At 71.7% G+C, this 24,963-nt stretch carries 19 protein-coding genes; 6 read left to right on the top strand and 13 right to left on the bottom strand.

The features are described 5' to 3' along the window. Window positions 1-405 precede the first annotated feature (405 nt). A complete protein-coding gene (locus tag ACZ58V_RS31805) occupies window positions 406-1,413 on the bottom strand; it encodes a stage II sporulation protein M (RefSeq protein WP_382839655.1) in 1,008 nt (335 codons plus the stop codon). Between the two features lie 128 nt (window positions 1,414-1,541). Here ACZ58V_RS31805 and ACZ58V_RS31800 point away from each other — a divergent pair, with 128 nt between their 5' ends. Then, window positions 1,542-2,492 (top strand): RDD family protein, encoded by a 951-nt coding sequence (locus ACZ58V_RS31800; protein WP_468197519.1) that lies wholly within the window; start codon window positions 1,542-1,544, stop codon window positions 2,490-2,492. A 37-nt stretch (window positions 2,493-2,529) separates the two neighbouring features. On the opposite strand, the gene ACZ58V_RS31795 is transcribed toward ACZ58V_RS31800, so the two are convergent. Together ACZ58V_RS31795 and ahcY are read right to left on the bottom strand one after the other, a co-directional pair. Continuing rightward, entirely contained in the window at window positions 2,530-3,144 is a 615-nt protein-coding gene (locus tag ACZ58V_RS31795; protein WP_468197521.1) for a hypothetical protein, read from the bottom strand. Between the two features lie 117 nt (window positions 3,145-3,261). Next, window positions 3,262-4,719 carry an adenosylhomocysteinase gene (gene ahcY / locus ACZ58V_RS31790; protein ID WP_468197524.1) on the bottom strand — a complete coding sequence of 486 codons (1,458 nt, stop codon included), beginning with the start codon at window positions 4,717-4,719 and terminating at the stop codon, window positions 3,262-3,264. Between the two features lie 464 nt (window positions 4,720-5,183). On the opposite strand from ahcY, the gene ACZ58V_RS31785 reads away from it, so the two are divergent. Next, window positions 5,184-7,295, top strand: a complete 2,112-nt coding sequence (locus ACZ58V_RS31785; RefSeq protein WP_471294285.1) for a fructose-specific PTS transporter subunit EIIC — start codon at window positions 5,184-5,186, stop codon at window positions 7,293-7,295. A gap of 69 nt (window positions 7,296-7,364) precedes the next feature. Here ACZ58V_RS31785 and ACZ58V_RS31780 read toward each other — a convergent pair whose 3' ends face one another. The 7 genes from ACZ58V_RS31780 to ACZ58V_RS31750 form a co-directional block, all read right to left on the bottom strand. Beyond that, entirely contained in the window at window positions 7,365-8,345 is a 981-nt protein-coding gene (locus tag ACZ58V_RS31780) for a cation diffusion facilitator family transporter (RefSeq protein WP_468197529.1), read from the bottom strand. Window positions 8,346-8,489: 144 nt separating this feature from the next. Further along, window positions 8,490-9,641 carry a mannose-6-phosphate isomerase, class I gene (gene manA / locus ACZ58V_RS31775; RefSeq protein ID WP_471294281.1) on the bottom strand — a complete coding sequence of 384 codons (1,152 nt, stop codon included), beginning with the start codon at window positions 9,639-9,641 and terminating at the stop codon, window positions 8,490-8,492. A 90-nt stretch (window positions 9,642-9,731) separates the two neighbouring features. Further along, window positions 9,732-10,859: an SIS domain-containing protein gene (locus tag ACZ58V_RS31770; protein ID WP_471294278.1), complete on the bottom strand. Its 1,128-nt coding sequence runs from the start codon at window positions 10,857-10,859 to the stop codon at window positions 9,732-9,734. A gap of 114 nt (window positions 10,860-10,973) precedes the next feature. Further along, the gene (locus ACZ58V_RS31765) at window positions 10,974-11,144 is read right to left on the bottom strand and encodes a Trm112 family protein (protein ID WP_184598287.1); all 171 of its coding nucleotides are present in this window, start codon (window positions 11,142-11,144) and stop codon (window positions 10,974-10,976) included. Between the two features lie 100 nt (window positions 11,145-11,244). Continuing rightward, window positions 11,245-12,609, bottom strand: a complete 1,365-nt coding sequence (locus tag ACZ58V_RS31760; protein ID WP_471294275.1) for a phosphomannomutase/phosphoglucomutase — start codon at window positions 12,607-12,609, stop codon at window positions 11,245-11,247. Between the two features lie 106 nt (window positions 12,610-12,715). Continuing rightward, a complete protein-coding gene (locus tag ACZ58V_RS31755; RefSeq protein WP_471294272.1) occupies window positions 12,716-14,332 on the bottom strand; it encodes an L-lactate permease in 1,617 nt (538 codons plus the stop codon). Window positions 14,333-14,452: 120 nt separating this feature from the next. After that, entirely contained in the window at window positions 14,453-14,875 is a 423-nt protein-coding gene (locus ACZ58V_RS31750) for a DUF3499 domain-containing protein (protein WP_189726709.1), read from the bottom strand. Window positions 14,876-15,169: 294 nt separating this feature from the next. On the opposite strand from ACZ58V_RS31750, the gene ACZ58V_RS31745 reads away from it, so the two are divergent. Beyond that, entirely contained in the window at window positions 15,170-15,625 is a 456-nt protein-coding gene (locus ACZ58V_RS31745; protein WP_184598282.1) for a metallopeptidase family protein, read from the top strand. Window positions 15,626-15,687: 62 nt separating this feature from the next. Here ACZ58V_RS31745 and ACZ58V_RS31740 read toward each other — a convergent pair whose 3' ends face one another. From ACZ58V_RS31740 to ACZ58V_RS31730, 3 genes are all read right to left on the bottom strand, one after another. After that, window positions 15,688-17,214 (bottom strand): DUF5719 family protein, encoded by a 1,527-nt coding sequence (locus ACZ58V_RS31740; RefSeq protein WP_471294268.1) that lies wholly within the window; start codon window positions 17,212-17,214, stop codon window positions 15,688-15,690. Beyond that, a complete protein-coding gene (locus tag ACZ58V_RS31735) occupies window positions 17,211-20,912 on the bottom strand; it encodes a glycosyltransferase (RefSeq protein ID WP_471294265.1) in 3,702 nt (1,233 codons plus the stop codon). Before ACZ58V_RS31735 ends, ACZ58V_RS31740 begins: the two co-directional genes overlap by 4 nt. A 215-nt stretch (window positions 20,913-21,127) precedes the next feature. Then, entirely contained in the window at window positions 21,128-21,391 is a 264-nt protein-coding gene (locus ACZ58V_RS31730) for a WhiB family transcriptional regulator (RefSeq protein ID WP_003990679.1), read from the bottom strand. Between the two features lie 661 nt (window positions 21,392-22,052). Here ACZ58V_RS31730 and ACZ58V_RS31725 point away from each other — a divergent pair. The 3 genes from ACZ58V_RS31725 to ACZ58V_RS31715 are packed head-to-tail and all read left to right on the top strand — an operon-like array spanning window position 22,053 to window position 24,886. Continuing rightward, window positions 22,053-22,562, top strand: a complete 510-nt coding sequence (locus ACZ58V_RS31725) for a cysteine dioxygenase (RefSeq protein WP_468197547.1) — start codon at window positions 22,053-22,055, stop codon at window positions 22,560-22,562. A gap of 54 nt (window positions 22,563-22,616) precedes the next feature. Then, window positions 22,617-23,576, top strand: a complete 960-nt coding sequence (cofD, locus tag ACZ58V_RS31720) for a 2-phospho-L-lactate transferase (protein WP_468197549.1) — start codon at window positions 22,617-22,619, stop codon at window positions 23,574-23,576. Then, window positions 23,573-24,886 (top strand): coenzyme F420-0:L-glutamate ligase, encoded by a 1,314-nt coding sequence (locus tag ACZ58V_RS31715; RefSeq protein WP_468197551.1) that lies wholly within the window; start codon window positions 23,573-23,575, stop codon window positions 24,884-24,886. Before cofD ends, ACZ58V_RS31715 begins: the two co-directional genes overlap by 4 nt. Window positions 24,887-24,963 lie beyond the last annotated feature (77 nt).

Raw genomic sequence — 24,963 nt, 5'->3', positions numbered from 1 at the left:
CTCAAGGAACGGTCGCTTCCTTTGTACTCACCCTCTCGGGCTTTCCTCCGGGCGCTTCCCTTCGGTCTTGCGTTTCCGACTCTATCAGATCTTTCCGATCCGATTTCCTCGGTGCTTTCCAGGTTTCCGCTTCCGCGTTTCCCTTTCCGGCGGTTCCGACTTTATCAGAAGTTTCGGGCCGTACTGACCGGCCGCTCATTTCCGAATCATCGGGAGTGGCTTCAATGAAATCAGCGTTTCAAGGAGCCGACAGATTCTCATGGTCGCCGTCCGGGGTGGAACCCCTCTATAGGCAACTGTTCAAATCTACCTCCCCGCACTTGCCGTGTCAATGGCTCCTGTGGGGCGAAGAGGAGACTAGCAGCTGAACGGACGTGGTCGCACATCCGGCGGGCGAGGGGACGTTCAGGCAGCTGTCGGCACAGTGGCGCTGCGTTCTGCCGCCTCGACGTCGCCCGTGTCTCCGGCGCGGGCGGCGCGACCGCCCAAGACGTAGACGTAGGCGAGGAAGGCCAGTTCTGCGGCGACCCCAATGGTGATGCGTGCCCAGGTGGGGAGGCCGGACGGGGTGACGAAGCCTTCGATGGCGCCGGAGACGAAGAGGACCAGGGCGAGGCCGATGGCCATGCCGATGGCGGCTCGGCCCTCTTCCGCGAGAGCGGTGCGTCGAGTGCGGGGGCCGGGGTCGATGAGGGTCCAGCCGAGGCGCAGGCCGGTGCCCGCGGCCACGAAGACGGCGGTCAGTTCCAGCAGGCCGTGTGGGAGGACCAGGCCGAGGAAGGTGTCGAGTCGGCCGGCCGAGGACATCAGGCCGAAGCCGATGCCGAGGTTGAGCATGTTCTGGAAGAGGATCCAGATGACCGGGAGTCCCAGGAAGACGCCGAGGATCAGGCACAGGGCAGCTGCCCAGGCGTTGTTCGTCCAGACCTGGGCGGCGAAACTGGCAGCCGGGTGACTGGAGTAGTAGGTCTCGTACTGGCCGCCGGGGCGGGTCAGTTCGCGTAGTTCGCTGGGCGCCGCGATGGAACCCTGTACTTCGGGGTGTGTGCCGATCCACCAGCCCAGGAGCGCCGCCACGGCCGTGGACAGGAGCGCGGTGGGTACCCACCAGTGGCGTGACTTGTAGACGGCGGCCGGGAAGCCGTGGGCGAGGAAGCGGGTGACGTCGCGCCAGGAGGCGCGTCGGGTACCTGTCACGGCACTACGCGCGCGTGCCACCAGTTGGCTGAGCCGGCCGGTCAGCTGGGGGTCGGGGGCGCTGGACTGGATCAGGGAGAGATGCGTGGCGGTGCGCTGGTAGAGGGTGACGAGTTCGTCGGCTTCGGCGCCGTTGAGGCGGCGCTGGCGACGCAGCAGGGCTTCGAGGCGGTCCCACTCCGCGCGGTGGGCGGAGACGAAGACGTCGAGGTCCATCGGTGTGCCTGCTCCTCGGCTGTTCGTCGGAGACTCGTCGTGGATCAGCTTGTCGTACTGCGGCGCGATGCGCCCTCAGCTTGGCAGACTGGCTCTGTCCGGGGCAGGGCAGGGGAAGGACGGCAGGCGTGAGTGAGCTGGTGACGGGCGAGGCTGTGGCGTTGGAGCTGCGCCCAGCGAGGCTGCCCAGCAGGGCGCTGGCCGTGCTGCTCGATCTGGTGGCGGCCCTTGCCGTCTACGTGGCGGTGACCATCGTGCTGGTGACTTCCACGGCCTCGCTGGACGAGGCGGCGCAGACGGCGCTGTCGATCGCGACCTTCGTTCTCGTGCTGGTGGGTGCGCCGATCGCGGTGGAGACGCTCAGTCACGGGCGTTCGCTCGGGAAGATGGCGTGCGGGCTGCGGGTGGTGCGGGACGACGGAGGTCCGATCCGGTTCCGGCATGCGCTGGTGAGGGGCTTGATCGCGGTGATCGAGATCCTCATGACCTTCGGGGTCGTCGCCTGTATCGCCTCGTTCGTCTCGGCGCGTGGGCGGCGGCTGGGAGATGTGTTCGCGGGGACCCTCGTCGTACGGGAGCGGATTCCGGTCGCGCGGACCGGCTTTGTGCCGCCTCCTCCGCCCTGGCTGGCGGGACGGTTCTCGGACCTCGATCTGTCCGCGGTGCCCGACGGATTGTGGCTCGCCGTCCGTCAGTACCTGACGCGTATGCAGCAATTGGATCCGCAGGTGGGCTCGTCGATGGCGGAGCGCCTGGCGTCGGATCTCGCGGAGCGTACGGGGGCTCCGGCGCCGCAGGGTGTTCCGCCGGCGGCGTATCTGGCGGCGGTCGTGCAGGAGCGGCAGGCGCGGGAGTCCCGGCGGGCTTTCGGTAGCAGTTCGGCTCCCGCTCCGGCAGCGGACGGGCCTCCGGCCGTGTACGGAGCTCCGGCCGCCGCATACGAACCGCCGACTGCTGACGTACCGCCCGTTGTGGCGCCTGGTGCGGCGTCCGAGTCATCCGGCGGGGGCCGGCCTGTGGAGGCGCCGGAGGTGGCGGCGGGTGACCGGCCCGGCACGGGGTTCGTGCCGCCGGCTTAGTGAGAGCGGGGCTGCTCGCTCAGCTGTGGCTGCCCGGTCAGGTGAATGTCGACGGCGGTGACTCGAGGTCCTCGAGCTCGATGCCGGGGGCCGCGAGGACCACGTCGCCCGCGATGTGCACGGCGTGCTGCTCGCCCGTGTCCAGGTCTGTGACCTGGTATTCGTCCACGGTCAGAGGGCCGTTGTCAGTGGCGTGTGCTTCTCTCTTCAGCAAGGACCACGACTGGTCCACGGTGCGCGGGGCGAGGACCGGGTCCGTGAGGGCGACGAGGCGTACGCGGGTGGCAGCCGCGGAGGGGGTGAGGCGCAGGAGACGGGCGGTGGCGACGAGGAACGCCGGGGAGGTGCCGGTGAAGGCGTGGGCGCGCACATTGCCTTCGGTGGCCTCGGTCCCGGTGGGGTCGGTGCGGACCCAGGTGACGCCGTCGAGGGCGGCGCCGCGGACTTGCCAGGCGGCGGCGTGGAGTTCGAGGCGGATGGGGCGGCCGAGTTCGTCGAGGGTGAGGTCGACGGAGCCGTGGTGATCGCCCGAGGGGGTGGTCAGCTGGGAGACGTAGCGCCAGCCGGAGGGGCCGGTGGCGCAGTGGAAGTGTTCTTCTGCGAGGGGGGTGTGATCGTGCGGATCGTGGAGCGAATAACGGCCGCGGGGCATGGGGGTCGTCCTGGGGCTTGACGGGCCGGTCCGGGCGGTGGTCCGGGAAACGGGGCAGGCCCCCGGCACGGGGGTGCGGGGGCCTGCCTCGAAGGACCTGCTGCCGAGCGGTGCGGCTCAGTAGCGGTAGTGGTCCGGCTTGAACGGGCCCTCGACCTGGACGCCGATGTACTCGGCCTGCTCGGGGCGGAGCGTGGTCAGCTTCACGCCGAGCGAGTCGAGGTGGAGGCGGGCGACCTTCTCGTCGAGGTGCTTGGGCAGCACGTAGACGCCGGTCGGGTACTCGTCGGGCTTGGTGAACAGCTCGATCTGGGCCAGGGTCTGGTCCGCGAAGGAGTTGGACATCACGAACGACGGGTGGCCGGTGGCGTTGCCCAGGTTCAGCAGGCGGCCCTCGGAGAGGACGATGAGCACCTTGCCGTCGGGGAACGTCCAGGTGTGAACCTGCGGCTTGACCTCGTCCTTGACGATCCCGGGGATCTTGGCAAGGCCGGCCATGTCGATCTCGTTGTCGAAGTGGCCGATGTTGCCGACGATCGCCTGGTGCTTCATCTTGGCCATGTCCGAGGCCATGATGATGTCCTTGTTGCCCGTCGTGGTGACGAAGATGTCGGCCTTGTCGACGACCTCGTCGAGGGTCGTGACCTGGTAGCCGTCCATCGCCGCCTGGAGCGCGCAGATCGGGTCGATCTCGGTGATGATCACGCGGGCGCCCTGGCCGCGCAGGGACTCCGCACAGCCCTTGCCCACGTCGCCGTAGCCGAAGACGACCGCGGTCTTGCCGCCGATGAGGACATCGGTGGCGCGGTTGATGCCGTCGATGAGCGAGTGGCGGCAGCCGTACTTGTTGTCGAACTTCGACTTGGTGACGGCGTCGTTGACGTTGATCGCCGGGAACAGGAGGTTGCCGTCGCGCTGCATCTCGTACAGGCGGTGGACGCCGGTCGTGGTCTCCTCGGTGACACCGCGGATCTCCGAGGCGAGCTGGGTCCACTTCTGGGAGCCGTCGGTGATGGTGCGGTTCAGGAGTTCGAGGATGACGCGGTGCTCGTCGTTCTCGGCGGTGTCGACGGCGGGGACCTTGCCGTCCTTCTCGTACTCGACGCCCTTGTGGACGAGGAGGGTGGCGTCACCGCCGTCGTCGAGGATCATGTTCGGGCCGCCGGTGGGGGTGTCCGGCCAGGTCAGCGCCTGCTCCGTGCACCACCAGTACTCCTCCAGGGTCTCGCCCTTCCAGGCGAAGACCGGGACGCCCTGCGGGTTGTCGGGCGTGCCGTTCGGGCCGACGGCGATGGCGGCCGCGGCGTGGTCCTGGGTGGAGAAGATGTTGCAGGAGGCCCAGCGGACCTGCGCGCCCAGGGCGACCAGGGTCTCGATGAGTACGGCGGTCTGCACGGTCATGTGCAGGGAGCCGGTGACGCGGGCGCCGGCGAGGGGCTGGGCCTCGGCGTATTCCTTGCGGATCGCCATCAGGCCCGGCATCTCGTGCTCGGCGAGGGTGATCTCCTTGCGGCCGAAGTCGGCCAGGGAGAGGTCGGCGACCTTGAAGTCCTGTCGGTTGTCGACAGTCGTCATTGCGAGCTGCTCCTCGGAGTTTGGGTCGAGGTGGGTACGGCTGGTCTGCGCGGCGGCGGACACAGGGGTGCCCGAGGAGGACACTGGCATGCCCGCGTACACGCAGCGCAGTCCGTCGGAGGCCCTCTCTCCCTCGGCCGGTCCGCGGTGGGACCGCCCGACCGCCATCAGCAGCGACGTCTGGCTCCGTCCCAAGCTACACCGGGAGGCCGGGCCGTCCCCAGTCCGTGTCCGAACAGATCGCGCCATCGAGGAGGGGCGGGCACGAGAGGCGACGGGCGGGCGCGATAACAGGACACCAACGAACCGTCGACAGGAGGCCATAAAGCGGACCTTCAGGGATCTATTGGCCTTTGAGTCTGCGGCGGCGTGGTGCAGGATGCCCGGGATATCTGAACAACTGATCGATCTTGCGGGGCGTCCGGGACGGCGATTCCGCATGACAAAGGCGTTAGGAGATCGACGTGACCAGTCCGGCCGGCCCTCCCCCCACGGGCGGCGGCGATGGTGAGCGGCAGCGGTTGAAGCTGCTCGCGGTGACCGCATGCCCGACCGGCATCGCCCACACGTACATGGCGGCTGAGAAGCTCGCGCAGGCCGCCGAGAGTCGCGGCATCGAGATGAAGGTGGAGACGCAGGGATCCATCGGGGCTGAAAACGTCCTCGACGACAACGATGTCAAGCACGCCGACGGCATCATCGTCGCCGCGGACAAGGACGTGGACCTGAGCCGTTTCGCGGGGAAGCGGGTCCTGACCGTCGGGGTGGCGGAGGGCATTCGTCACCCGGAGCAGCTGATCGAGCGAGTGCTGTCGGCGCCCGTGCACGCGGAAGGGGGCGCCCCCACGGCTCCCGCGACCAGTGGCGGCAAGGAACGGAGCCTCGGGTACAAGGCACTGATGAACGGGGTCAGTTACATGATCCCGTTCGTCGTGGTCGGCGGGCTGCTGATCGCGATCTCGCTCTCGCTCGGCGGGCACGCCGATCCATCGGGCGGTCTGGTCATCCCGAAGGACTCCTTCTGGATGGACGTGAACAACATCGGCGTCATCGGCTTCACGCTGATGGTGCCGATCCTGTCCGGCTACATCGCGTATGCCATCGGGGACCGGCCCGCCCTCGTGCCCGGCATGATCGGTGGCTGGATCGCCAACACCGGTGAGTTGTACGACTCCAAGGCGGGCGCCGGGTTCATCGGGGCGATCGTGACCGGGTTCCTCGCCGGGTATCTGGTGTTGTGGATCAAGAAGGTCAAGGTCCCGAAGTTCGCGCAGCCGATCATGCCGATCATCGTGATCCCGATCGTGGCGACCACGGCTCTGGGGCTGTTCTTCATCTACGTCATCGGCAAGCCGATCTCCTGGGTGTTCGAGCACCTGACCGACTGGCTCAGCGGGATGACCGGGACCAGTGCGATCCTGCTCGGCGCGATTCTGGGGCTCATGATCGCGTTCGACATGGGCGGGCCTGTCAACAAGACGGCGTTCCTGTTCGGGGCCGGCCTCATCGCGACCGGCAACCAGACGGTCATGGGCATGTGCGCGGCCGCGATCCCGGTCATGCCACTGGGTCAGGGCCTTGCCACGCTGATACGGAAGCGGCTGTACACCGAGCAGGAACGGGAGACGGGGCTCGCCTCGCTGTTCATGGGCTGCTTCGGCATATCGGAGGGTGCGATCCCGTTCGCGGCAGCCCGGCCCGCGCAGGTCATCCCCGCCAACATGCTGGGTGGCGCGGTCGCCGGTGCGATCGCCGGGGTCGCCGGGGTCGAGGACGCGGTGCCGCACGGTGGGCCGATCGTCGCCGTGCTGGGTGCGGTGAGCGGCGTGCCGATGTTCTTCGTGGCCGTGGCGATCGGCTCGGTCGTCACCGCGTTGACGACAGTGGCCCTCGTCGACCTGGGTGAGCGCAAGCGGCGCGGGGAGGCGGGCTTCGGTGCGGGTGCTGCTGGGCTTGAGCCCGTGCCGGCCGGAGTGCCCAGTGGCGGTGCGGTCGTAGAGCAGGCGACAGTACGTGCGCCGGTGACGACCGCTGCTGCCGCGAGCAGCGCCACGGCCGTGGCGGACGAGGCGGCGGTGCCCGAGCAGGCCGAACCGTCCGACCCCGGCGAGACCCCCACCGAGGTCCTCGCCGGTCACCTCACCGACCAGACCGTCAAGGTCAGCCTCGAAGCCGACGACAAGGAGGCCGCCATCCGGGAGATGGCGGAGCTGCTGGCCCGTACCGGCAAGGTCGCTGACCTGGACGAACTGGTGGCGACCGCACTGCGTCGCGAGGCGCAGGGCACGACCGGGCTCGGTGAGGAGATCGCGATTCCGCACGCCAAGACGGATGCGGTGACGGAGCCGGTCGTCGGTTTCGCGCGGTCCGCGCAGGGCGTCGAGTGGGACTCGCTGGACGGTACGAAGGCGAGGCTGGTGTTCATGATCGCCGTACCGGAGGCGGCAGCGGGTGACGAGCATCTGAGGATTCTGGCGCTGCTGTCGCGGAAGTTGATGGACGCCGGGTTCCGGGAGCGGCTGCTGGCCGCGTCGGACGAATCGGCTCTCCTCGGGGTGCTGCGCGAGGTCGGGTAGGAGGAAGCGCAGAGGGCCCGCCGATTGGTTCGGCGGGCCCTCTGCGCGTTCGGGCAGTGCTGCGGGACGTCAGTGTCCGGCGTCGCTCGGCGTCGGTCCCCCGGGCGTCGCCTCGGGGTCGGGGCCCTTGGCGGCTTCGGTCTCGCTGTAGATGTCCGGCTCGAGGTAGATCACGCGGGCGATCGGGACGGCCTCGCGGATGCGGGACTCGGCGGCGTTGATCGCGGCGGCGATCTCGGTGGCCGTGTCGTCGTGCTGGACGGTGATCTTGGCGGCGACGAGCAGTTCCTCGGGGCCGAGGTGGAGCGTGCGCATGTGGATGATGCCGGTGACGGTGTCGCCGTCGACGAGAGCCGTCTCGATCTTCTGCGTCTCCTCGGCGCCGGCGGACTCGCCGAGCAGCAGGGACTTGGTCTCGGCGGCGAGGACCAGGGCGATCAGGATGAGCAGGATGCCGATGCAGAGGGTGCCGATGCCGTCCCAGACGCTGTCGCCGGTGAGCAGGGCGAGGCCGACGCCGCCGAGCGCGAGGACCAGGCCGACGAGGGCGCCGAGGTCTTCCAGGAGGACGACCGGGAGTTCGGGGGCCTTGGCGTGGCGGACGAACTCCGTCCAGGAGCGGCGCCCGCGCAGGACGTTGGACTCCTTGATGGCGGTGCGGAAGGAGAAGGTCTCGGCGATGATCGCGAAGACCAGGACGCCGACCGGCCAGTACCAGTTCGTCAGCTCGTGCGGGTGCTTGATCTTCTCGTAGCCCTCGTAGAGGGCGAACATGCCGCCGACCGAGAAGAGGACGATGGAGACGAGGAAGGCGTAGATGTAGCGCTCGCGGCCGTAGCCGAAGGGGTGTTGCGGGGTGGCTTCACGCTTCGCCTTCTTGCCGCCGAGGAGGAGGAGTGCCTGGTTGCCCGAGTCGGCGAGCGAGTGCACGGATTCGGCGAGCATCGAGGACGAGCCGCTGAAGAGGAACGCCACGAACTTCGCTACCGCGATCGCGAGGTTGGCGGCCAGTGCCGCCACGATCGCCTTGGTTCCGCCTGACGCGCTCATATGTTCGCGTTGTCCCTTCGTACGCCGTTTCAGGGCCCGGGTGCTCGCCTTGGTGCGTCGCCCGTGGCTTTGCCCGTGCTTGACGGTGGGCCATTGTTGCAGCCCGCTCCGGCAGGAGCTCGCCAGGTCACCGTCGGAGGGAGGTCAGGCGATGACCGTGGCCCGGAAGAGGGTGCCGGTTCCGGACACTTCGGCCTTTTCGTCGGCCGGGACGAAGACGGACCGGCCCGGGGTCAGGTCGTGCTCGCCCGCCCGGAGGGAGCCGGCCGTGCAGAGCAGGATCTGCGGGGTGGGGCGGGTGAGGTCGTGGGTGGTGCCGGCCTCGGGCAGGACGTAGCGGGAGAGGCGGAACTCGTCGATCGGGGTCTCGTAGATCTCCTCGCCGTCCGGGGAGGCCTCGGGGCGCAGGACGCCGGGGTCGCCGGCGCGGAAGTGGACGATGCGCAGGAGTTCGGGGACGTCGACGTGCTTGGGGGTGAGGCCGCAGCGCAGGACGTTGTCGGAGTTGGCCATGATCTCCACACCGAGGCCCTGGAGGTAGGCGTGCGGGACGCCGGCGCCGAGGTAGAGGGCCTCGCCGGGCTGGAGCCGGACGTGGTTGAGCAGCATCGCGGCGATGACGCCGGGGTCGCCCGGGTAGTGGTGGGCGATGTCGGCGTAGGGGGCGTAGGCGCCGCCGAGGCGGTCGCAGGCGGCGGCCGCTTCCTCGACCGTGCGGGACATCTCGTCGGGGTCGGCGGTGAGGATCGCCGTGAGGACCTCGCGCAGGGCCGCGTCCTCGGGGTGGGCGTGCAGCAGGTCGACGTACGGCTTGAGGGAGTCGACGCCGAGGTCGTCGAGCAGGCCGGCGGCCTCGATCGGGTCGCGGAAGCCGCACAGGCCGTCGAACTCGGTGAGCGCGCAGATCAGTTCGGGCTTGTGGTTGGCGTCCTTGTAGTTGCGGTGCGGGGCGTCCACGGGGATGGAGCGGCGCTCCTCGTCCGCGTAGCCCTCCTTCGCCTGCGCCAGGTCGGGGTGGACCTGGAGGGAGAGCGGGGCACCGGCGGCCAGGATCTTGAGGAGGAAGGGCAGGCGGGGGCCGAACTTGGCGACGGCGGCCGGTCCGAGTTCCTTCTCGGGGGCGGCGTCCACGACCTCGACGAGCGTGCCCCGGCCGGTACGCGAGGGTGCGCCCGGGTGGGCCCCCATCCACATCTCCGCCTGCGGCTCGCCGGTCGGTTCGACGCCGAGCAGGTGCGGGATGGCGGTCGGGGAACCCCAGGCGTAGGGGCGGATGGTGTTGTCGAGGCGGTCCATGGGGATCTCTCCGCGTGTCCTGTGAGTGCGTACGTACGCCTGCTGCTCCCGGGCGGCTGCCGCGTGGGCGTCAGGGTGTCCCGGGCATGATCAGGCCCTCGAAGCGAGCGCCAGGTAAACGGCGGCGAAATCCGTGATGGCGATCAGTTCCGCGAGGGTCTCCAGCTCGTCGCCCGCCTCCGGTTCCAGTTCACTGATCGGGGTGTCGTGGCTGAGGGCCAGGTCGCGGGCTCCGGGGGCGGCGGTGAGGCCGCCGATGGGGCGGTCGCGGAGCAGCACCACGCGCGCGTGGAGGGCGGGTGCTTCCTCGACGCGGTCGCGGAAGAAGTCGTCGGGGTCGGCGCTGGCGGCCAGCGGGCCCGCGAGCAGGGCGCTGTGTGCGGCGAGGGCCTCGGGGAGTTCGGCGACCACCGCGGGGGTGCCGGACAGTTCGGCGAGGGCGGCGGCGAAACGGCGGCCCGCCGGTCCGGCCGAGACACCCTCGGTCCAGACGATGGGGAGCGCGTCGGCGAGTTCGGCGGCCAGGGTCTTGGCGGCGTTGCTGTACGTCGCGATGGCGGGGCCGCAGCGTTCGGCGATGCGGTCGAGGCGGTCGGCGACCTTGCCGAGGGCCTCCGGCGGGGCGGTGAGCACTCCGGCACGGTCCAGGAGCCCGAGGAGCGGGGTGAGCAGGGCCCACAGGACGCCGGGGGCGGACGCGGCGAAAGGCTCGTCCTGGTCGTACGGGGCGGTCGCCATGGGGACGAACAGGCCGTGCGAGCCGTTTACGGCGTCGGCGAGCGGGGACCTGCCGGGGGCTACGGCCACGACGGTGCAGCCACGGCGGTAGGCCTGCTCGGCGAGGAGGGACAGGCCCGGTTCGGTCCCGTCCGGGGTGGTGATCAGGAGGAGGTCGACGGAGCCGACCCAGCCGGGCAGTTCCCAGCGCAGGGCGCCCGCGGCGGGGGCGACGCCGATGGGGGCCAGGCGGGTGACCGGGCTGCCGGCGCCGGCGAGTGTGCCGAGGAGGTCGGCCGCGTGGGTGGCGGCGGCGCCCGGGCCGGCGATGAGGACGCCGCGGGGGCGGCCGTCGGGCTTGAGGTCGTTGATGCCTGCCTCGGCGGCATGGCGGGCGGCCGTGCGGACGCGCGCGCCGGCTTCCGCGGCGCCGCGGAGCAGGTTGCGGTGGTCGGCCTCCGCGAGGCGCTCCGGGGAGTCGAGCAGCGATTCGTCGAGCATGGGGCGGCAGCCTCCGATCGCCGGGGTCCGTTATGGGGGTGTCGTCCTACCTCGGTGCCCGTTGTGCCGGGAGCTATGTGCACCGGGGCTCACGCGGGTGTCCGCCCGCGTGTCCTACGCGGGGCGGCGGGCCTCGTCGACCAGGAGGACGGGGATGCCGTCGCGGACGGGGTAGGCCAGGGCGCAGCTCTGATCGGTGCAGATCAGTTCGGTGTCCTGCTCCTTGAGCGGGGCGTGGCAGGCCGGGCAGGCGAGGATGTCCAGGAGGCCGGATTCGAGGGGCATATGGCTTCTCTTCCAGGGGTCGGAGTGCTGCGGATGTGCCTGGTCAGGGTACCGCCGGTGAGGGTGGTGCGGAGGGGCCGGAAGCTGACCGGCGGTCCTGTCAGCCCCTGATGATCGCCAGCGCCTCGTCCCGCACCCTGGCCATGGTCTCCGGGTCCCTCGCCTCCGCGTTCAGGCGCAGCAGCGGCTCCGTGTTGGAGGGGCGGACGTTGAACCACCAGTCGGCGGCGGAGACCGTGAGGCCGTCGAGTTCGTCCAGTTCGATGCCCTCGCGGGTCTCGTACGCGGAGCGGATCCCGGCGAGGCGGGCGGCCTGGTCGGTGACCGTGGAGTTGATCTCGCCGGAGGCCGCGTAGCGGTCGTACTGGGCGACGAGGGCGGAGAGGGGGCCCGTCTGGCCGCCCAGGGCCGCCAGGACGTGGAGGGCGGCCAGCATGCCCGTGTCGGCGTTCCAGAAGTCGCGGAAGTAGTAGTGCGCGGAGTGCTCGCCGCCGAAGATCGCGCCGGACCGGGCCATCTCCGCCTTGATGAAGGAGTGGCCCACGCGGGTGCGGACCGGGGTGCCGCCGTTCTCCTTGACGACCTCGGGGACCGACCAGGACGTGATCAGGTTGTGGATGATCATGCCCTTGCCGCCGTGCCTGGCCAGTTCGCGGGAGGCGACCAGCGCGGTGATCGCGGACGGGGAGACCGGCTCGCCGCGCTCGTCGACGACGAAGCAGCGGTCGGCGTCGCCGTCGAAGGCGAGGCCCAGGTCGGCGCCCTCCTCGCGGACGCGCTTCTGCAGGTCGACGAGGTTGGCCGGGTCGAGGGGGTTGGCCTCGTGGTTGGGGAAGGTGCCGTCGAGCTCGAAGTACATCGGGACCAGGGTCACCGGCAGGCCGGCGAAGACCTCGGGGACCGTGTGGCCGCCCATGCCGTTGCCCGCGTCGACGACGGCCTTCAGGGGGCGGACGGAGGCCAGGTCGACCAGCGAGAGCAGGTGCGCCGCGTAGTCCGACAACGTGTCGCGGCCGGTGATCGTGCCCGTCTTCGCCGCCGGCTCCGGGGCGCCCGACTCGCTCCAGCCCTCGACGAGTTCGCGGATCTCCGCGAGGCCGGTGTCCTGGCCGACCGGGGCGGCGCCCGCGCGGCACAGCTTGATGCCGTTGTACCGCGCCGGGTTGTGGGAGGCGGTGAACATGGCGCCCGGCAGGTCCAGCGCGCCCGAGGCGTAGTACAGCTGGTCCGTCGAGCACAGGCCGATCTCCGTCACGTCGGCGCCCTGCGCGGCGGCCCCGCGCGCGAAGGCACGCGACAGGCCAGGCGAGGAGGGCCGCATGTCGTGCCCGGTCGCGATGGCACTCGCACCCGTGACCCGGACGAAGGCCGCCCCGAAGAGCTCGGCCAGGGACTCGTCCCACTGGTCCGGGACGACCCCGCGTACGTCGTACGCCTTCACGACCTGCGACAGATCAGCAGCCACGGCCAACCTTCCCTGGAAAAGTACTGTCGGTCGGCCCAAACTACCCGGCCCCGCTGACAGCGCGCTGTGCGGACGCTGTGCGGGTGCCCGGACGTCGCCTCGGGCGTCAGGGCAGCATCCAGCCCAGGACCGGTGTGCTCTGGCCGACCACGATCAGGCACATGACCAGCAGCAGGCCCAGGCTCCACGGCAGTACCTTGCGCAGCAGGTCGCCCTCCCGGCCCGCGAGTCCGACGGCCGCGCAGGCGATGGTGAGGTTCTGCGGGGAGATCATCTTGCCGAGGACGCCGCCGGAGCTGTTGGCTGCGGCCAGCAGGTCGGGGGAGAGTCCCGACTCTCGGGCGGCGGTCACCTGGAGGGCTCCGAAGAGGGCGTTGGCCGAGGTGTCGGATCCGGTCACGGCGACTCCGAACCAGCCGAGGACGGGCGAGAGGAACGCCAGCCCGGCCCCGGCCGCCGCGACGAAGTGGCCGATCGTCGCCGCCTGGCCGGAGAGGTTCATGACGTAGGCGAGCGCCAGTACGGAGGTCACCGTCAGGATCGCGAAGCGCAGCTCGTGGACGGTCGCGAGCCACTCCTTGACCGCCACGCGCGCGTGCACCCCGATGACGGCGGCCGTGCAGATGCCGGCGAGGAGCACCAGCGTGCCGCCGGTCGACACGATCGGCCAGGTGAAGACGTTGCCGCTGACCGGGTCGCCGTCCGGCCCCGCCACGTTCAGGAAGGGCCAGTCGTAGGTCTGGGTGGTCCTGGCCAGCCAGTCCTTGACGGCCGGTATCTGCGCGACGGAGAAGATCAGGACGATCAACGCGTAGGGGGCGTAGGCGCGCAGGACTTCGCGGGGCGGGTCCTCCTGATCGAGTTCCTCGCTGCGGGCGCCGGTCAGCACGGAGGCGCGTACGGACTCGGCGGCGGGCACGCGCGCGTGCGGCACGGCGACCAGGGCGCCCGCGCCGGCCAGGGCGGCGCCGATGTCGGCGAGTTGGGCGGAGACGTAGTTGGAGGCGGCGAACTGGGCGACGGCGAAGGCGACTCCGCACGCCAGGGCGGGCACCCAGGTCTCGCGCAGCCCGCGCCGGCCGTCCACGAGCCAGACCAGCACCAGGGGCACCACGAGGGCCAGCAGCGGCGTCTGACGGCCCACCACGGACGCCACGGAGTCCAGCGGCAAGCCGGTGACCTGGGCGAGGGTGACGACCGGTGTACCCATCGCGCCGAAGGCCACGGGCGCGGTGTTGGCGACCAGGGCGACGACGGCCGCGCGCACCGGTTCGAAGCCGAGGGCGACCAGCATGACCGCGCTGATCGCGACGGGCGCCCCGAAACCGGCGAGTGCCTCCAGCAGCGCCCCGAAGCAGAAGGCGATGACGAGCGCCTGGATGCGCGGGTCGTCGGACAGCCGCCCGAAGGACCGGCGCAGGATGTCGAAGTGCCGGGTGCGGACGGTCATCCGGTACACCCACACGGCGTTGACGACGATCCACAGGATGGGGAAGAGGCCGAAGACGGCGCCCTGAGCGGCGCTGGAGAGGGTCTGGCCGAGGGGCATGCCGTACGCGAGGCAGGCGACGAGCACGGCGGCGAGGAGGCCGGTCAGGCCTGCCAGGTGCGCCTTGAGGCGGACGCCGCCGAGCAGGACCAGGACGATCACGAGGGGCAGGGCGGCCACGAGGGCGGACACGCCCAGTGAGCCGGCGACGGGTTCCAGTTCCTGGACGTACAACGGGCGCCTCCCCGGTTTCCGTCATGTGAAAGCGATTTCTCGCATCCTCAAACGGAATGGTCATGTCCGCGCCAAGCTCGCGTCAATGGGTGTGCGCGAGACAGCGGCCGAACGGGGCGCTCAGTTGTCGGGGGATCGCAGGACCCGCAGATGACCCCGCCGCGCGACCTCCATCGGGTCGGCCGCACGCCCTCCGCCACCGGCCCCGGCCGCCCGCTCCTGGGGGCGGGCCGCCTCGCGCACGGCGTTGGCAAGGGCTTCCAGGTCGTCACCGCTGGGGCGGGCCGGGGCCGAGCCGTCGAGGAGCCGGACGACCTCCCAGCCGCGCGGGGCGGTGAGGCGCTCGGAGTGCTCGGCGCACAGGTCGTAGCAGTGGGGTTCGGCGTAGGTGGCGAGCGGGCCGAGGACCGCGGTCGAGTCGGCGTAGACGTACGTCAGCGTCGCGACGGCGGGACGGCCGCAGGCGGTGCGCGAACAGCGACGTACAGGGCTCACGATGTTGGACGGTACCGCACTCTTGAGCGGGCCGCGACGACTCTCCATCAGGTCACTCCACCGTGTCGCGTTATGAAACGCCCCACACGCCCCCGTGGGCACACCCGGCTGACCTGCCCGGACACCGTCGGTCGGGGGGTCGGACGAGCCCGCAAGCGGTCAAGAGTCATCACAAAATCCTCAATTGCCGTGACGTCGCCGGTCTCGGCGGGATACGGAATCAAGCCCAACCTTGGCTGGAATGGTCATGTAACGACATGCCCTGTGGGTCGGCCGGAAGCCGTCCGTGGCGCCGCGCGGTGCCGGGCACACGCGCGTGGCGGGGACTACCCTTCAGCAGTGATGGACAAGCCCGTAACGCCCCGTGCCGCCGCCCCCGGGCCCCGCCGTCGTGATCGCCACGGCCGGGGCATGCGCGGCCCGATCGCACCACCGCAGGTGCCGCTCGCCGCGAGCCGCGCGGAGGCGTTCGCGGATCTGGTGCAGGACTCCGTGGAGCGTCTGGAGCGGCGGTGGCCGCAGCTCGCCGACATCGATTTCCTGGTCCTGGAGGTGCCGCGGCTCGACGGGCCCGGCGAGGCGTGGAACGACGAGGCGGTTCCGCTCGGCGGCACGATCAGCGCGCGCGAGGGGCGCCCCGCGCGCGTGGTGGTCTACCGGCGACCGGTCGAGATCCGCACCAAGGGGCGCGACGAGCGGGCGGCGCTGGTGCACGAGGTGGTCGTCGAGCAGGTCGCCGAGCTGCTGGGGCTGACGCCGGAGACGGTGGATCCGCGGTACGGCGAGGAACAGGGCTGAGACGGGGGGGGCCGCCGTACGTCCCCCCTCCCCCGCCGCTCCTGCTACTTCTGCAGCACCGACTACTTCTGCAGCACCGACAGGTCCTCGTCCGCCTCCGGTACCGCCACCGTCCCCCGGTCGTCGGGGAGTGTCTGCACGGTGAAGGCGGGGACGCCGCTCTCGTTCGCCGTCAGGGTGCGGGCGCCGTAGACCGGGCCGCCGGAGACCGGCTCGACCGTGAGGGCGTAGGTGCCCTTGAGGCCGCCGGGGGCCGGGGGCTCGATGTCCTGGGTCGTGCCGGCCTTGATCGTGTACGTCTTCGACGTCGGGGTGCCGCCCTCGCTGCCCGCCGAGGCGGTGACCTTGACCGTGGCGGCACGGCCGGGGGCGGTCAGGGACAGGGTGCTGCCCTTGGCGCTGTTGTCCGCGGACGTCGCGCGCGTGCCGACGGGGCGGGTGGCCGGGATGAACGCCGTCTCCTGCTTGTCGCCCTTGCCCCGTACGACCCGCAGGGCCGCCACGACCGGCACGGACCGGTCCGTCGGCGTCAGCACCAGGGAGCCCGCCTCGCCGCGTGTGACGTCGCCGAGGTCGACGGCGGTCGTCATGCCACCCTTGACGTGCACCGTCTCGTGCCCGGCCGGGGTGATCAGCCCGGAGGGGGAGGCGAGGCGCACCTTCAGGTCCGCGTCGGCGTCGCCGGGGGTGAAGGCGACCAGGCGCACGGAGGTGGCGTCCTTGGGGATGCCGGGCAGGACCAGACTGCCCGACGGGTCCGTGGACGCGGCCAGCCAGTCGCCGCCGAGCTTGTCGTCCAAGGCCTGCACGGAAGCGCCGACGCGTCCGCTGCGGACGTTGACGTGCACGGTGAGGTTGGTCTGCTCCTCGTCCGTGAGCGTGGACAGCAGCACCGGCTCGCTGGAGTGCGGCTGGACGGTGATGCCCTCCCCCACCGTGGACTTCAGGGAGCCGTCCTTGCCGTAGAGCTCGACGTCGACCACGGCGGCCGAGTCGTCGGGGTTCGTCAGGTGGACGTAGTCGGTGCGGCCGGCCGCCGTGCTGGCGCCCGGGAACCAGAAACTCGTGTCCGGAGCCGTGCAGTTGACGCCCTGGAGGCCGCGCCCGGTCCCGGCGGCGACCTCCGTGGTCTCCTGGACGGTCCAGCCGGGCGCGAACCTGCCGTCGGCGGTCCCGACGAGCGCGGGCGCGTCGGAACCCGAGCTGTCCCCGGTGACCGGCTTGCCGGGCTCCTTGGGAGTGAGCACGGGCTTCTCGGCCTTGTCCTCGCCTGACTTCCCGTCGTCCTTGCCCTTGTCACCGCCCGGGCCCAAGCCGTCCGCCGACGCCTCGGCCGCCGCCTGGAGTTCGGCCTTGCCGCCGCTGTCCGTGCCCTTCGTGACGGGCGTGAAGGACGTGTAGGACGTCTCGGCGAGGTCGGACGTGCTCGGCGCCGGGCACAGCAGGCTCGTGCGCTCCACGGGCAGTTGGGCGGCCGCCTCGGCGGTGGCGCCCGCGCCCGGGGCGTCCGGGGCGGACAGCGCGGCGAATCCGGTGACGGCGGCGAGCGCGGTCACGCCGGCGATCAGGGACAGGGTGGTGCGGTTCACTGCTGGCTCCCGTCGGGACGCTCACTGCCCGTGCCGTGGGGGTCGTGCTGCTCTTGCGCCGGGTCGTACGGCGTGCCGTAGCCCTGGGTGTAGGCCTGGTCGTAGCCCGCCTGATCGTACGGCGGCGCCTGGGGCGAGCCGCCGTACGCGTACGGGTCGTACTGGCCGCCCTGGTAGGGATCCGCCTGGTACTGCCCGCCGTACGCGTCCGCCGGATGCGCGGCGCCCTGGTACTGGTCGCCGTAGCCCGCGTACTCGCCGCCGGCCGGGTAACCCGCCGCGTCCCACTGACCGTAATTCTGCTGCTGCGGCACTGCCGCCGGCGGCTGCTCGGGCGGCGGGGGCGGGAACTCCCCGGGCCCGGCCGCTCCTTCGGTCGGGGGCTCGGCCTCGGCCTCGGCCTGGGCGCGCAGGCGGCGGGCGCGGCGGCCCTCGCCGGCGACCGCCTGGGCCGGGACGACCGGCTCCTCGGGCATGTCGTCGTCGACGTCGCGGCGCCGGCCGGGCAGGGCGAGCACCACGAGGACGACGGCGAGCAGGCCCTGCGTCCACAGCCACACGGTGTGGCCGATCGGGTCGTCGTAGGTGACGTCCAGCGTGCCGCCGGTGGCGGGGAGTTCGAAGCCCTGGGCCCAGCCGTCGACGGTGGTGCGGGTCAGCGGCTTGCCGTCCAGCGTGGCGGTCCAGCCGTCGGCGGCGGTGTCGGCGAGGCGCAGCACGCGCCCGTCGGCGCCGGTCGGGATCGTGGTGTGGATGTCGACGGGCCCGGCGGCGACGGGCTGCGGGGTGCCTGATCCGGAGGCGGGGACGATGGCGGCGCGCGCGACCTGCCGGTCGATGCGCCACAGCGCGCCGCCGCTCTGCTGACTGAGCCGGGTCAGGCCGGGTGTGGCGTCCAGGACGCGGGTGACCTCGCGGGGCGCGCCCTGGTGGACGAGGACGTAGCGCACGGCGAAGCCGCCGAGCTGGTCGGCCTGGTCGGCGCCGGAACCGGCGACGAGGTTGGCGACGACCTTGTCGAGCCTGCTGTTCTCGCCGTCGGCCGCGGCGACCTCGCCGTCACCGAGGCGGGCGCCGGAGCCGCGCACGAGCATGTAGCCGACGTGGGCGCCGGAGTCGCTGTCGAGGACGAGGGTGCGGGCCTGGTCGCGGCTGCCGCTCTCCTCGGCGACGAACGCCGGGACCTGGGTCGGGTCGCGCCGCTCCAGGGGACCGTCGGCGCCGCGGATCATCCAGCCGGCGGCGACGAGCAGCGGGCCCGCGGCCGAGGCGAAGGCGATCAGCACGGCGACCGGCTGGCGCCAGCCGAAGCTCTGCTCGGCCACGCGCGCGCGTGCCCCGTCGGCGCCGAGCGCGGCGGCCGCCAGGAGGGCGATGCCGTAGACGAGGGTCGCGGGGCCGGCCCAGGTGGAGCTGTTGGACAGGGCCGCGAAGACGAAGCCCACCAGGGCGACCGCCCAGGCCGTCCGGATGCCCGACTGGCGTTCCGAGCGCAGCAGGGCGGCGAGCGCGGCCAGCACGATGCCGATGAGCATCAGGCCGCTGACGGTGCCGGGGCCGCCCGGGCTGGCGCCGAGCAGGTCGAGGGCGGAGGCGGAGCCGGCTCCGTACTCCAGGCCGGCCTGCTGGAAGAAGCCGAACGGGAGCAGCGACAGCGACCAGGGCGCGAGGACCAGCAGGGGCGTGCCGAGCTGGGCGAGGAACCGCGGCCCGTACGCGGTGATGTCCCTCCGGCGTACGGCCAGCAGCCCCACCCCGAGGATCAGCGCGACGGGCCACACGATCGGGGTGAACGCGGTGGTGATGGTCAGCAGCAGTGCGTACGCCCAGGTGGCGCGCCAACTGCCCCGCGCGCCCGCCGGGTTCGCCAGGCCGCTGGCCGCGATGCCCGCGCGCGCGATGAGCGGCAGCAGCACGGCCAGGACGGCGGTGCCGAGGCGGCCGCCGGCGAGGGCGCCGGTGGCGGCGGGCAGGAAGGCGTAGACGACGGCCGCCCACGCGCGCAGCAGCCGGGACTCGACCAGCGGGCGGGAGGCGAAGTAGGCGGCGACGCCGGCCAGCGGCACCGAGCAGACGAGCAGGACGGTGACGGCGAGGCCGGTCGAGCCGAACAGCAGGGACGCCAGCATCGCCACGAGCGCGACGTACGGCGGCGCGGAGGAGGTGCCTCCAGCGCCGACCGGATGCCAGGCGTCCAGGTAGCGCGCCCACAGTGCGGAGGAGTCGGCCGGGGCGGGCAGCAGGGAGCCGCCCGCGAGCGCGCCGCCGCCGAGGAGTTCACGGCAGGCGAGCAGGGAGACGAGCAGCAGGACGACGAAGAGCACCGGGCCGGGCTTGCGCGCGATGCGCTTGAGCCGGGCGAACTGCTCGATCTGCAGGAAGTCCGCGTCATCGCCGCCGGGGCCCGACTCGACGGCACCGCCGTGCCGTCCGGCACCGGCGGCGACCTCGGGGTCGGAGCTGCCGACGAGGTTGCCCGCGACCTGCTCGACGGTCATGCGGACGGTGGCGCCGGGCGGCGGGAACAGCGGCCGCAGCTCGCCCTTGTCGACCTGGGGGGTGCCTCTGCGGCGCCGCCCGGCGAGGATCCGCTCGGGCCGCAGCAGGGTGCCCATGAGGCCGCGGATCTCGTCGACGGCCTGTCCGGGGACCTTGCCGACAAGGTAGGCGACGGTCCGCAGGAGGGTGCCGAGCACGACGCGCAGCAGCACCCAGGGGAGCACGGCCGTGCGTGTGTTGACGAGCAGGCTGTAGACGGCGCCCGCCTTGTCGACCTTGTGCGGGGAGGCGGAGGTACGGCCCACGCAGTCGACGGCGCGGCGCTCCCGGGACGCCGCCTCGGCGTGCCGGACGACGGCTTCCGGGGCGATCAGCACGCGGTGGCCCGCGGCGTGCGCGCGCCAGCACAGGTCGAGGTCGTCGCGCATGAGGGGCAGGTGCCGGTCGAAGCCGCCGAGCTGTTCGAAGACGTCGCGGCGGACGAGCATGCCGGCGGTGGACACCGACAGCACGGTCCGGACGTGGTCGTGCTGGCCCTGGTCCTGCTCCCGGCGGTCCAGGCCGGTCCAGCGGCGGCCGGAGTTGGCGATGGAGACGCCGACCTCCAGCAGCTGCCGCCGGTCGTACCAGCCGCGGAGCTTGGGGCCCACGACGGCCACGTCCTCGCGGCCCAGCTCGTACTCGTTGTCCACGACGCGCAGCAGCTGGGCCAGGGCGTCGGGTTCCGGGGCGCAGTCGTCGTGCAGCAGCCACAGCCACTGCACCGGCTCGCCGTGCGGGAGCTCGGGCAGGTCGTAGGCGTCGTCGCGCCACGAGCGCGTGACCGGGTCCCAGCCGCTGGGCCGCTTCAGGTACGGCAGCTGCTCCGGGGTGAGGACCGGGGCGCTGCGGCCGCACTCCTCGACGGCCTGGCCGAAGCCGGTACGGCGGGCGAGGTGCAGCACCCGGTCGGCGCCGAGCGCGTCGGCGACCAGCTGGGCGGAGGCGTCCGCGCTGCCGGTGTCGGCCCCCATCGCGTACTGGACGGGTCGCTCCTGGCCGAGCAGCCCGGAGAGCGCGTCGGGCAGCCAGCGGGCGCCGTCGTGGGAGACGAGGACCGCGGTCACCACATGACGCGGGAACTCGGGCGGGTGGGCCGGGTCAAACACGGCTGTGGCAGCGGTGTCGTGATGAGCTGCCGGGTGGCTGTGCACGGACATCGAGGTACGGGCCCCGGTTCGGTGGACTGCGGTGGACGCCTGCGACCGGCGGGGGCCGCGGGGCGTCTCGGACGAGCGCCCACACTATCGGCAGTCCAACAGGGGCGGCGCGCAGCGCCTCGATGAGGGGTGGGGCCGGGAGACGGGCGGGCGAGGCGGCCCGCCGCCTGTGGACAACCCACCGGCGACGGGCCGTTCACGCACCAGGGGTCCGGTCAGACCGCGGCCTTCTTCAGCCGGCGGCGCTCCCGCTCGGACAGGCCGCCCCAGATGCCGAAGCGCTCGTCGTTGGCGAGGGCGTACTCGAGGCACTCGGAGCGGACCTCGCAGGAGAGACAGACCTTCTTGGCCTCCCGGGTCGAGCCGCCCTTCTCGGGGAAGAAGGACTCGGGGTCGGTCTGGGCGCACAGCGCGCGCTCCTGCCAGCCGAGTTCCTCGTCCGCGTCGTCGACCAGCAGTTGCTGCACCAGCTCGGTCATGTGCGCCCCTCGTCTGTTCTTTTCCGCGTCCCCGTGATGTAGCCGTTACCGATTGCGGCTGAACGACACGAGTGAAATTACAAGTGTGCTGCTCCGGGCGAGTCAAGCCGAGATCTGCTATTGAGCCCCTTATTCACTCTGCGGAACCAAGGCCATGCGGAAAGTGTTCAAATCGGCATAAACCTTGACACGCAGACGGAGCCCACGAGAGGCCCCACCGTCACCCGGGCCCCGTACGGACCTGTACGAGGAAGGACGCCCAGGAGTTCGATCTCGTTCCGGCACGCACGTCGAAGCGAATCTGATCACAGTCTGATCACGAGTGCGCAACGAGGTTTGTGTGCCCGGATGGACGCCATGTGTCCCGGCCGGGAGATGAACAAACCTTTCATCTGAGCGAACGACCGGATGAGGTGAACCTCGTCCCACATACCGGGTGCCGAGTTGACAGTGGAGGTGTGACCCGGTGTCCTAGTGGGCATGCTCGCGAACTTGGCACTCACCTCGACCCGCACCGCCGGGTCCCATGGTGCTGCCCGCGCTCGCCGTAGCTGTTGCTGTTCCAGCTGTTGAGCCACACCCGCTCCAGCTGAAGGCCGGGCCACCAGTCCCTCGGCTCCCGTTCCCTCTGACCCACTTTCACTGAGGAACCACCGCACCCATGAACAGCGACAGCGACCTCCAGATCGCCGGCGACATCCTCGAAGTCCCGCACCTGCTCCAGCTGGAACGCGAACACCCGGCCACCGTCGCCGAGTTCGCCGGACTCGCCCGCTCCATCGCCGCCGACCGCTCCCAGTGGGAGCACCTCGTCCGCTACGACGCGGCCAGCCGCTGGTACCACCGGCTGCGCACCGGCCCGGGCTACGAGGTGTGGCTGCTGTCCTGGGTGCCCGGGCAGGGCAGCGGGCTGCACGACCACGGCCGCTCCTCCGGTGTGCTGACCGTGCTGGACGGCACGCTGACGGAGCGCACGGAGCGGGGCACACGCGCGTTGCGGACGGGCGCGCAGCGCGTGTTCGCGCCGGGGTATGTACACGAGGTAGTGAATGACGCACTCGAGTCGGCGGTGAGTTTGCACGTCTACTACCCGGGGCTGACGCAGATGCCGATGCACACCTCTCCGCACTGCGAGGCGGCCCGTACCGAGCCGGGCGCCCTCACTGCCTGACCGGTTGTCGTAGCCGCCGACCCGTTGTCGTAGGGGCCTGCAAGACTGGCTCCCATGCGCATTGTGGTTCTGGCAGGCGGCATCGGTGGTGCCCGGTTCCTGCGTGGTCTGAAGCGGGCCGTCCCGGACGCGGACATCACGGTCATCGGCAACACCGGGGACGACATCCACCTCTTCGGGCTGAAGGTCTGCCCGGACCTCGACACGGTGATGTACACGCTCGGCGGCGGCATCAACGAGGAGCAGGGCTGGGGGCGTGCCGACGAGACCTTCCACCTCAAGGAGGAGCTCGCGGCGTACGGCGTCGGGCCCGAGTGGTTCGGTCTGGGCGACCGGGACTTCGCCACGCACATCGTGCGGACGCAGATGATCGGCGCCGGGTTCCCGCTGAGCGCGGTGACGGAGGCGCTGTGCGAGCGCTGGAAGCCGGGCGTGCGGCTGATCCCGATGTCCGACGACCGCGTGGAGACCCATGTGGCGGTCGAGGTCGACGGCGAGCGCAAGGCGATCCACTTCCAGGAGTACTGGGTGCGGCTGCGCGCCTCGGTGCCCGCCGAGGCGATCGTGCCGGTGGGCGCCGACCAGGCGAAGCCCGCTCCGGGTGTCCTGGAGGCCATCGCCGAGGCGGACGTGATCCTCTTCCCGCCGTCCAACCCGGTCGTGTCGATCGGCACGATCCTCGCCGTGCCCGGCATCCGGGAGGCGATCGCCGACGCCGGGGTGCCGGTGATCGGCCTGTCCCCCATCGTCGGTGACGCGCCCGTGCGGGGCATGGCCGACAAGGTGCTGGCCGCCGTGGGCGTCGAGTCGACCGCGGCGGCGGTGGCCGAGCACTACGGCTCGGGCCTGCTGGACGGCTGGCTCGTGGACACGGTGGACGCGGGCGCGGTGGAGCAGGTCGAGGCGGCCGGGGTGCGCTGCCGGGCCGTGCCGCTGATGATGACCGGCACCGACGCGACCGCGCAGATGGCCCAGGAGGCGCTGGCGCTGGCGGAGGAGGTGCGGGGCGCGTGAGCGGCGAGGGTGCCGAGGGGTACCGGGTCTGGGCCGTGGCCGGGCTGCCCGAGGTCGCCGCCGGGGACGATCTGGCCAAGCTGATCGCGGCCGCCGAGCCCGGTCTGGCCGACGGGGACGTGCTGCTCGTCACCTCGAAGATCGTGTCCAAGGCGGAGGGCCGGATCGTCCGGGCCGCCGACCGGGAGACGGCCATCGACGCGGAGACGGTACGGGTGGTGGCCCGGCGCGGTGCCCTCCGGATCGTCGAGAACCGGCAGGGCCTGATCATGGCCGCGGCCGGGGTCGACGCGTCCAACACCCCCTCCGGGACCGTGCTGTTGCTGCCCGAGGACCCGGACGCGTCCGCCCGCGCGATCCGTGACGGAGTGCGCGACGCCCTCGGCGTCGAGGTCGGTGTCGTCGTCACCGACACGTTCGGCCGGCCCTGGCGCGCGGGGCTCACGGATGTCGCGATCGGCGCCGCCGGGGTGCGCGTACTCGACGATCTGCGCGGGGGCACCGACGCGCACGGCAATCCGCTCAGCGCCACCGTCGTCGCCACGGCCGACGAACTCGCCTCCGCGGGCGACCTGGTCAAGGGCAAGGCCGCCGGGCTGCCCGTGGCCGTCGTGCGCGGGCTCCCGGACCTGGTCGCCAGGGACGACGACGGCGAGGGGGCGCGGGCCATGGTGCGCGGCGCGCGCGACGACATGTTCCGGCTCGGCACGTCGGAGGCGGTACGGCTGGCGGTGACCCAGCGGCGTACGGTCCGGGCCTTCACGGACGAGCCCGTCGACCCCGGTGCCGTACGGCGGGCGGTGGCCGCTGCCGTGACGGCTCCGGCGCCGCACCACACCACTCCGTGGCGGTTCGTGCTGCTGGAGTCCGAGGAGTCGCGGACGCGGCTGCTCGACGCCATGCGGGACGCCTGGATCGCCGATCTGCGGCGGGACGGCAAGACGGAGGAGTCCATCGCCAAGCGGGTGCGGCGCGGGGACGTCCTGCGGAACGCGCCGTATCTGGTCGTGCCCTGCCTGGTCATGGACGGCTCGCACACGTATGGCGACGTACGGCGTGACGGGGCCGAGCGGGAGATGTTCGTCGTCGCCGCGGGCGCCGGCGTGCAGAACTTCCTGGTCGCGCTGGCCGGGGAGCGGCTGGGGTCCGCGTGGGTGTCGTCGACGATGTTCTGCCGGGACGTGGTGCGCGAGGTGCTGGGGCTGCCGGCGGACTGGGACCCGATGGGCGCCGTGGCGGTCGGGCATCCCGCTGAGGAACCGCGACCGCGGCCGGAGCGGGACGCGGGGACGTTCATCGAGGTGCGGTGACCGGCGCGGGGCGGCGTCTACGCTCGTAGGGCTGCTCCTCTCATCCCTCCCGGTGAGTCATACCGGCGACTTCGTTC

The sequence above is a fragment of the Streptomyces sp. NPDC040589 genome, assembly GCF_055594445.1.
The sequence above is the reverse complement of the archived record's forward strand: the minus strand, read 5'-3'. Positions and strand labels throughout refer to the sequence as shown.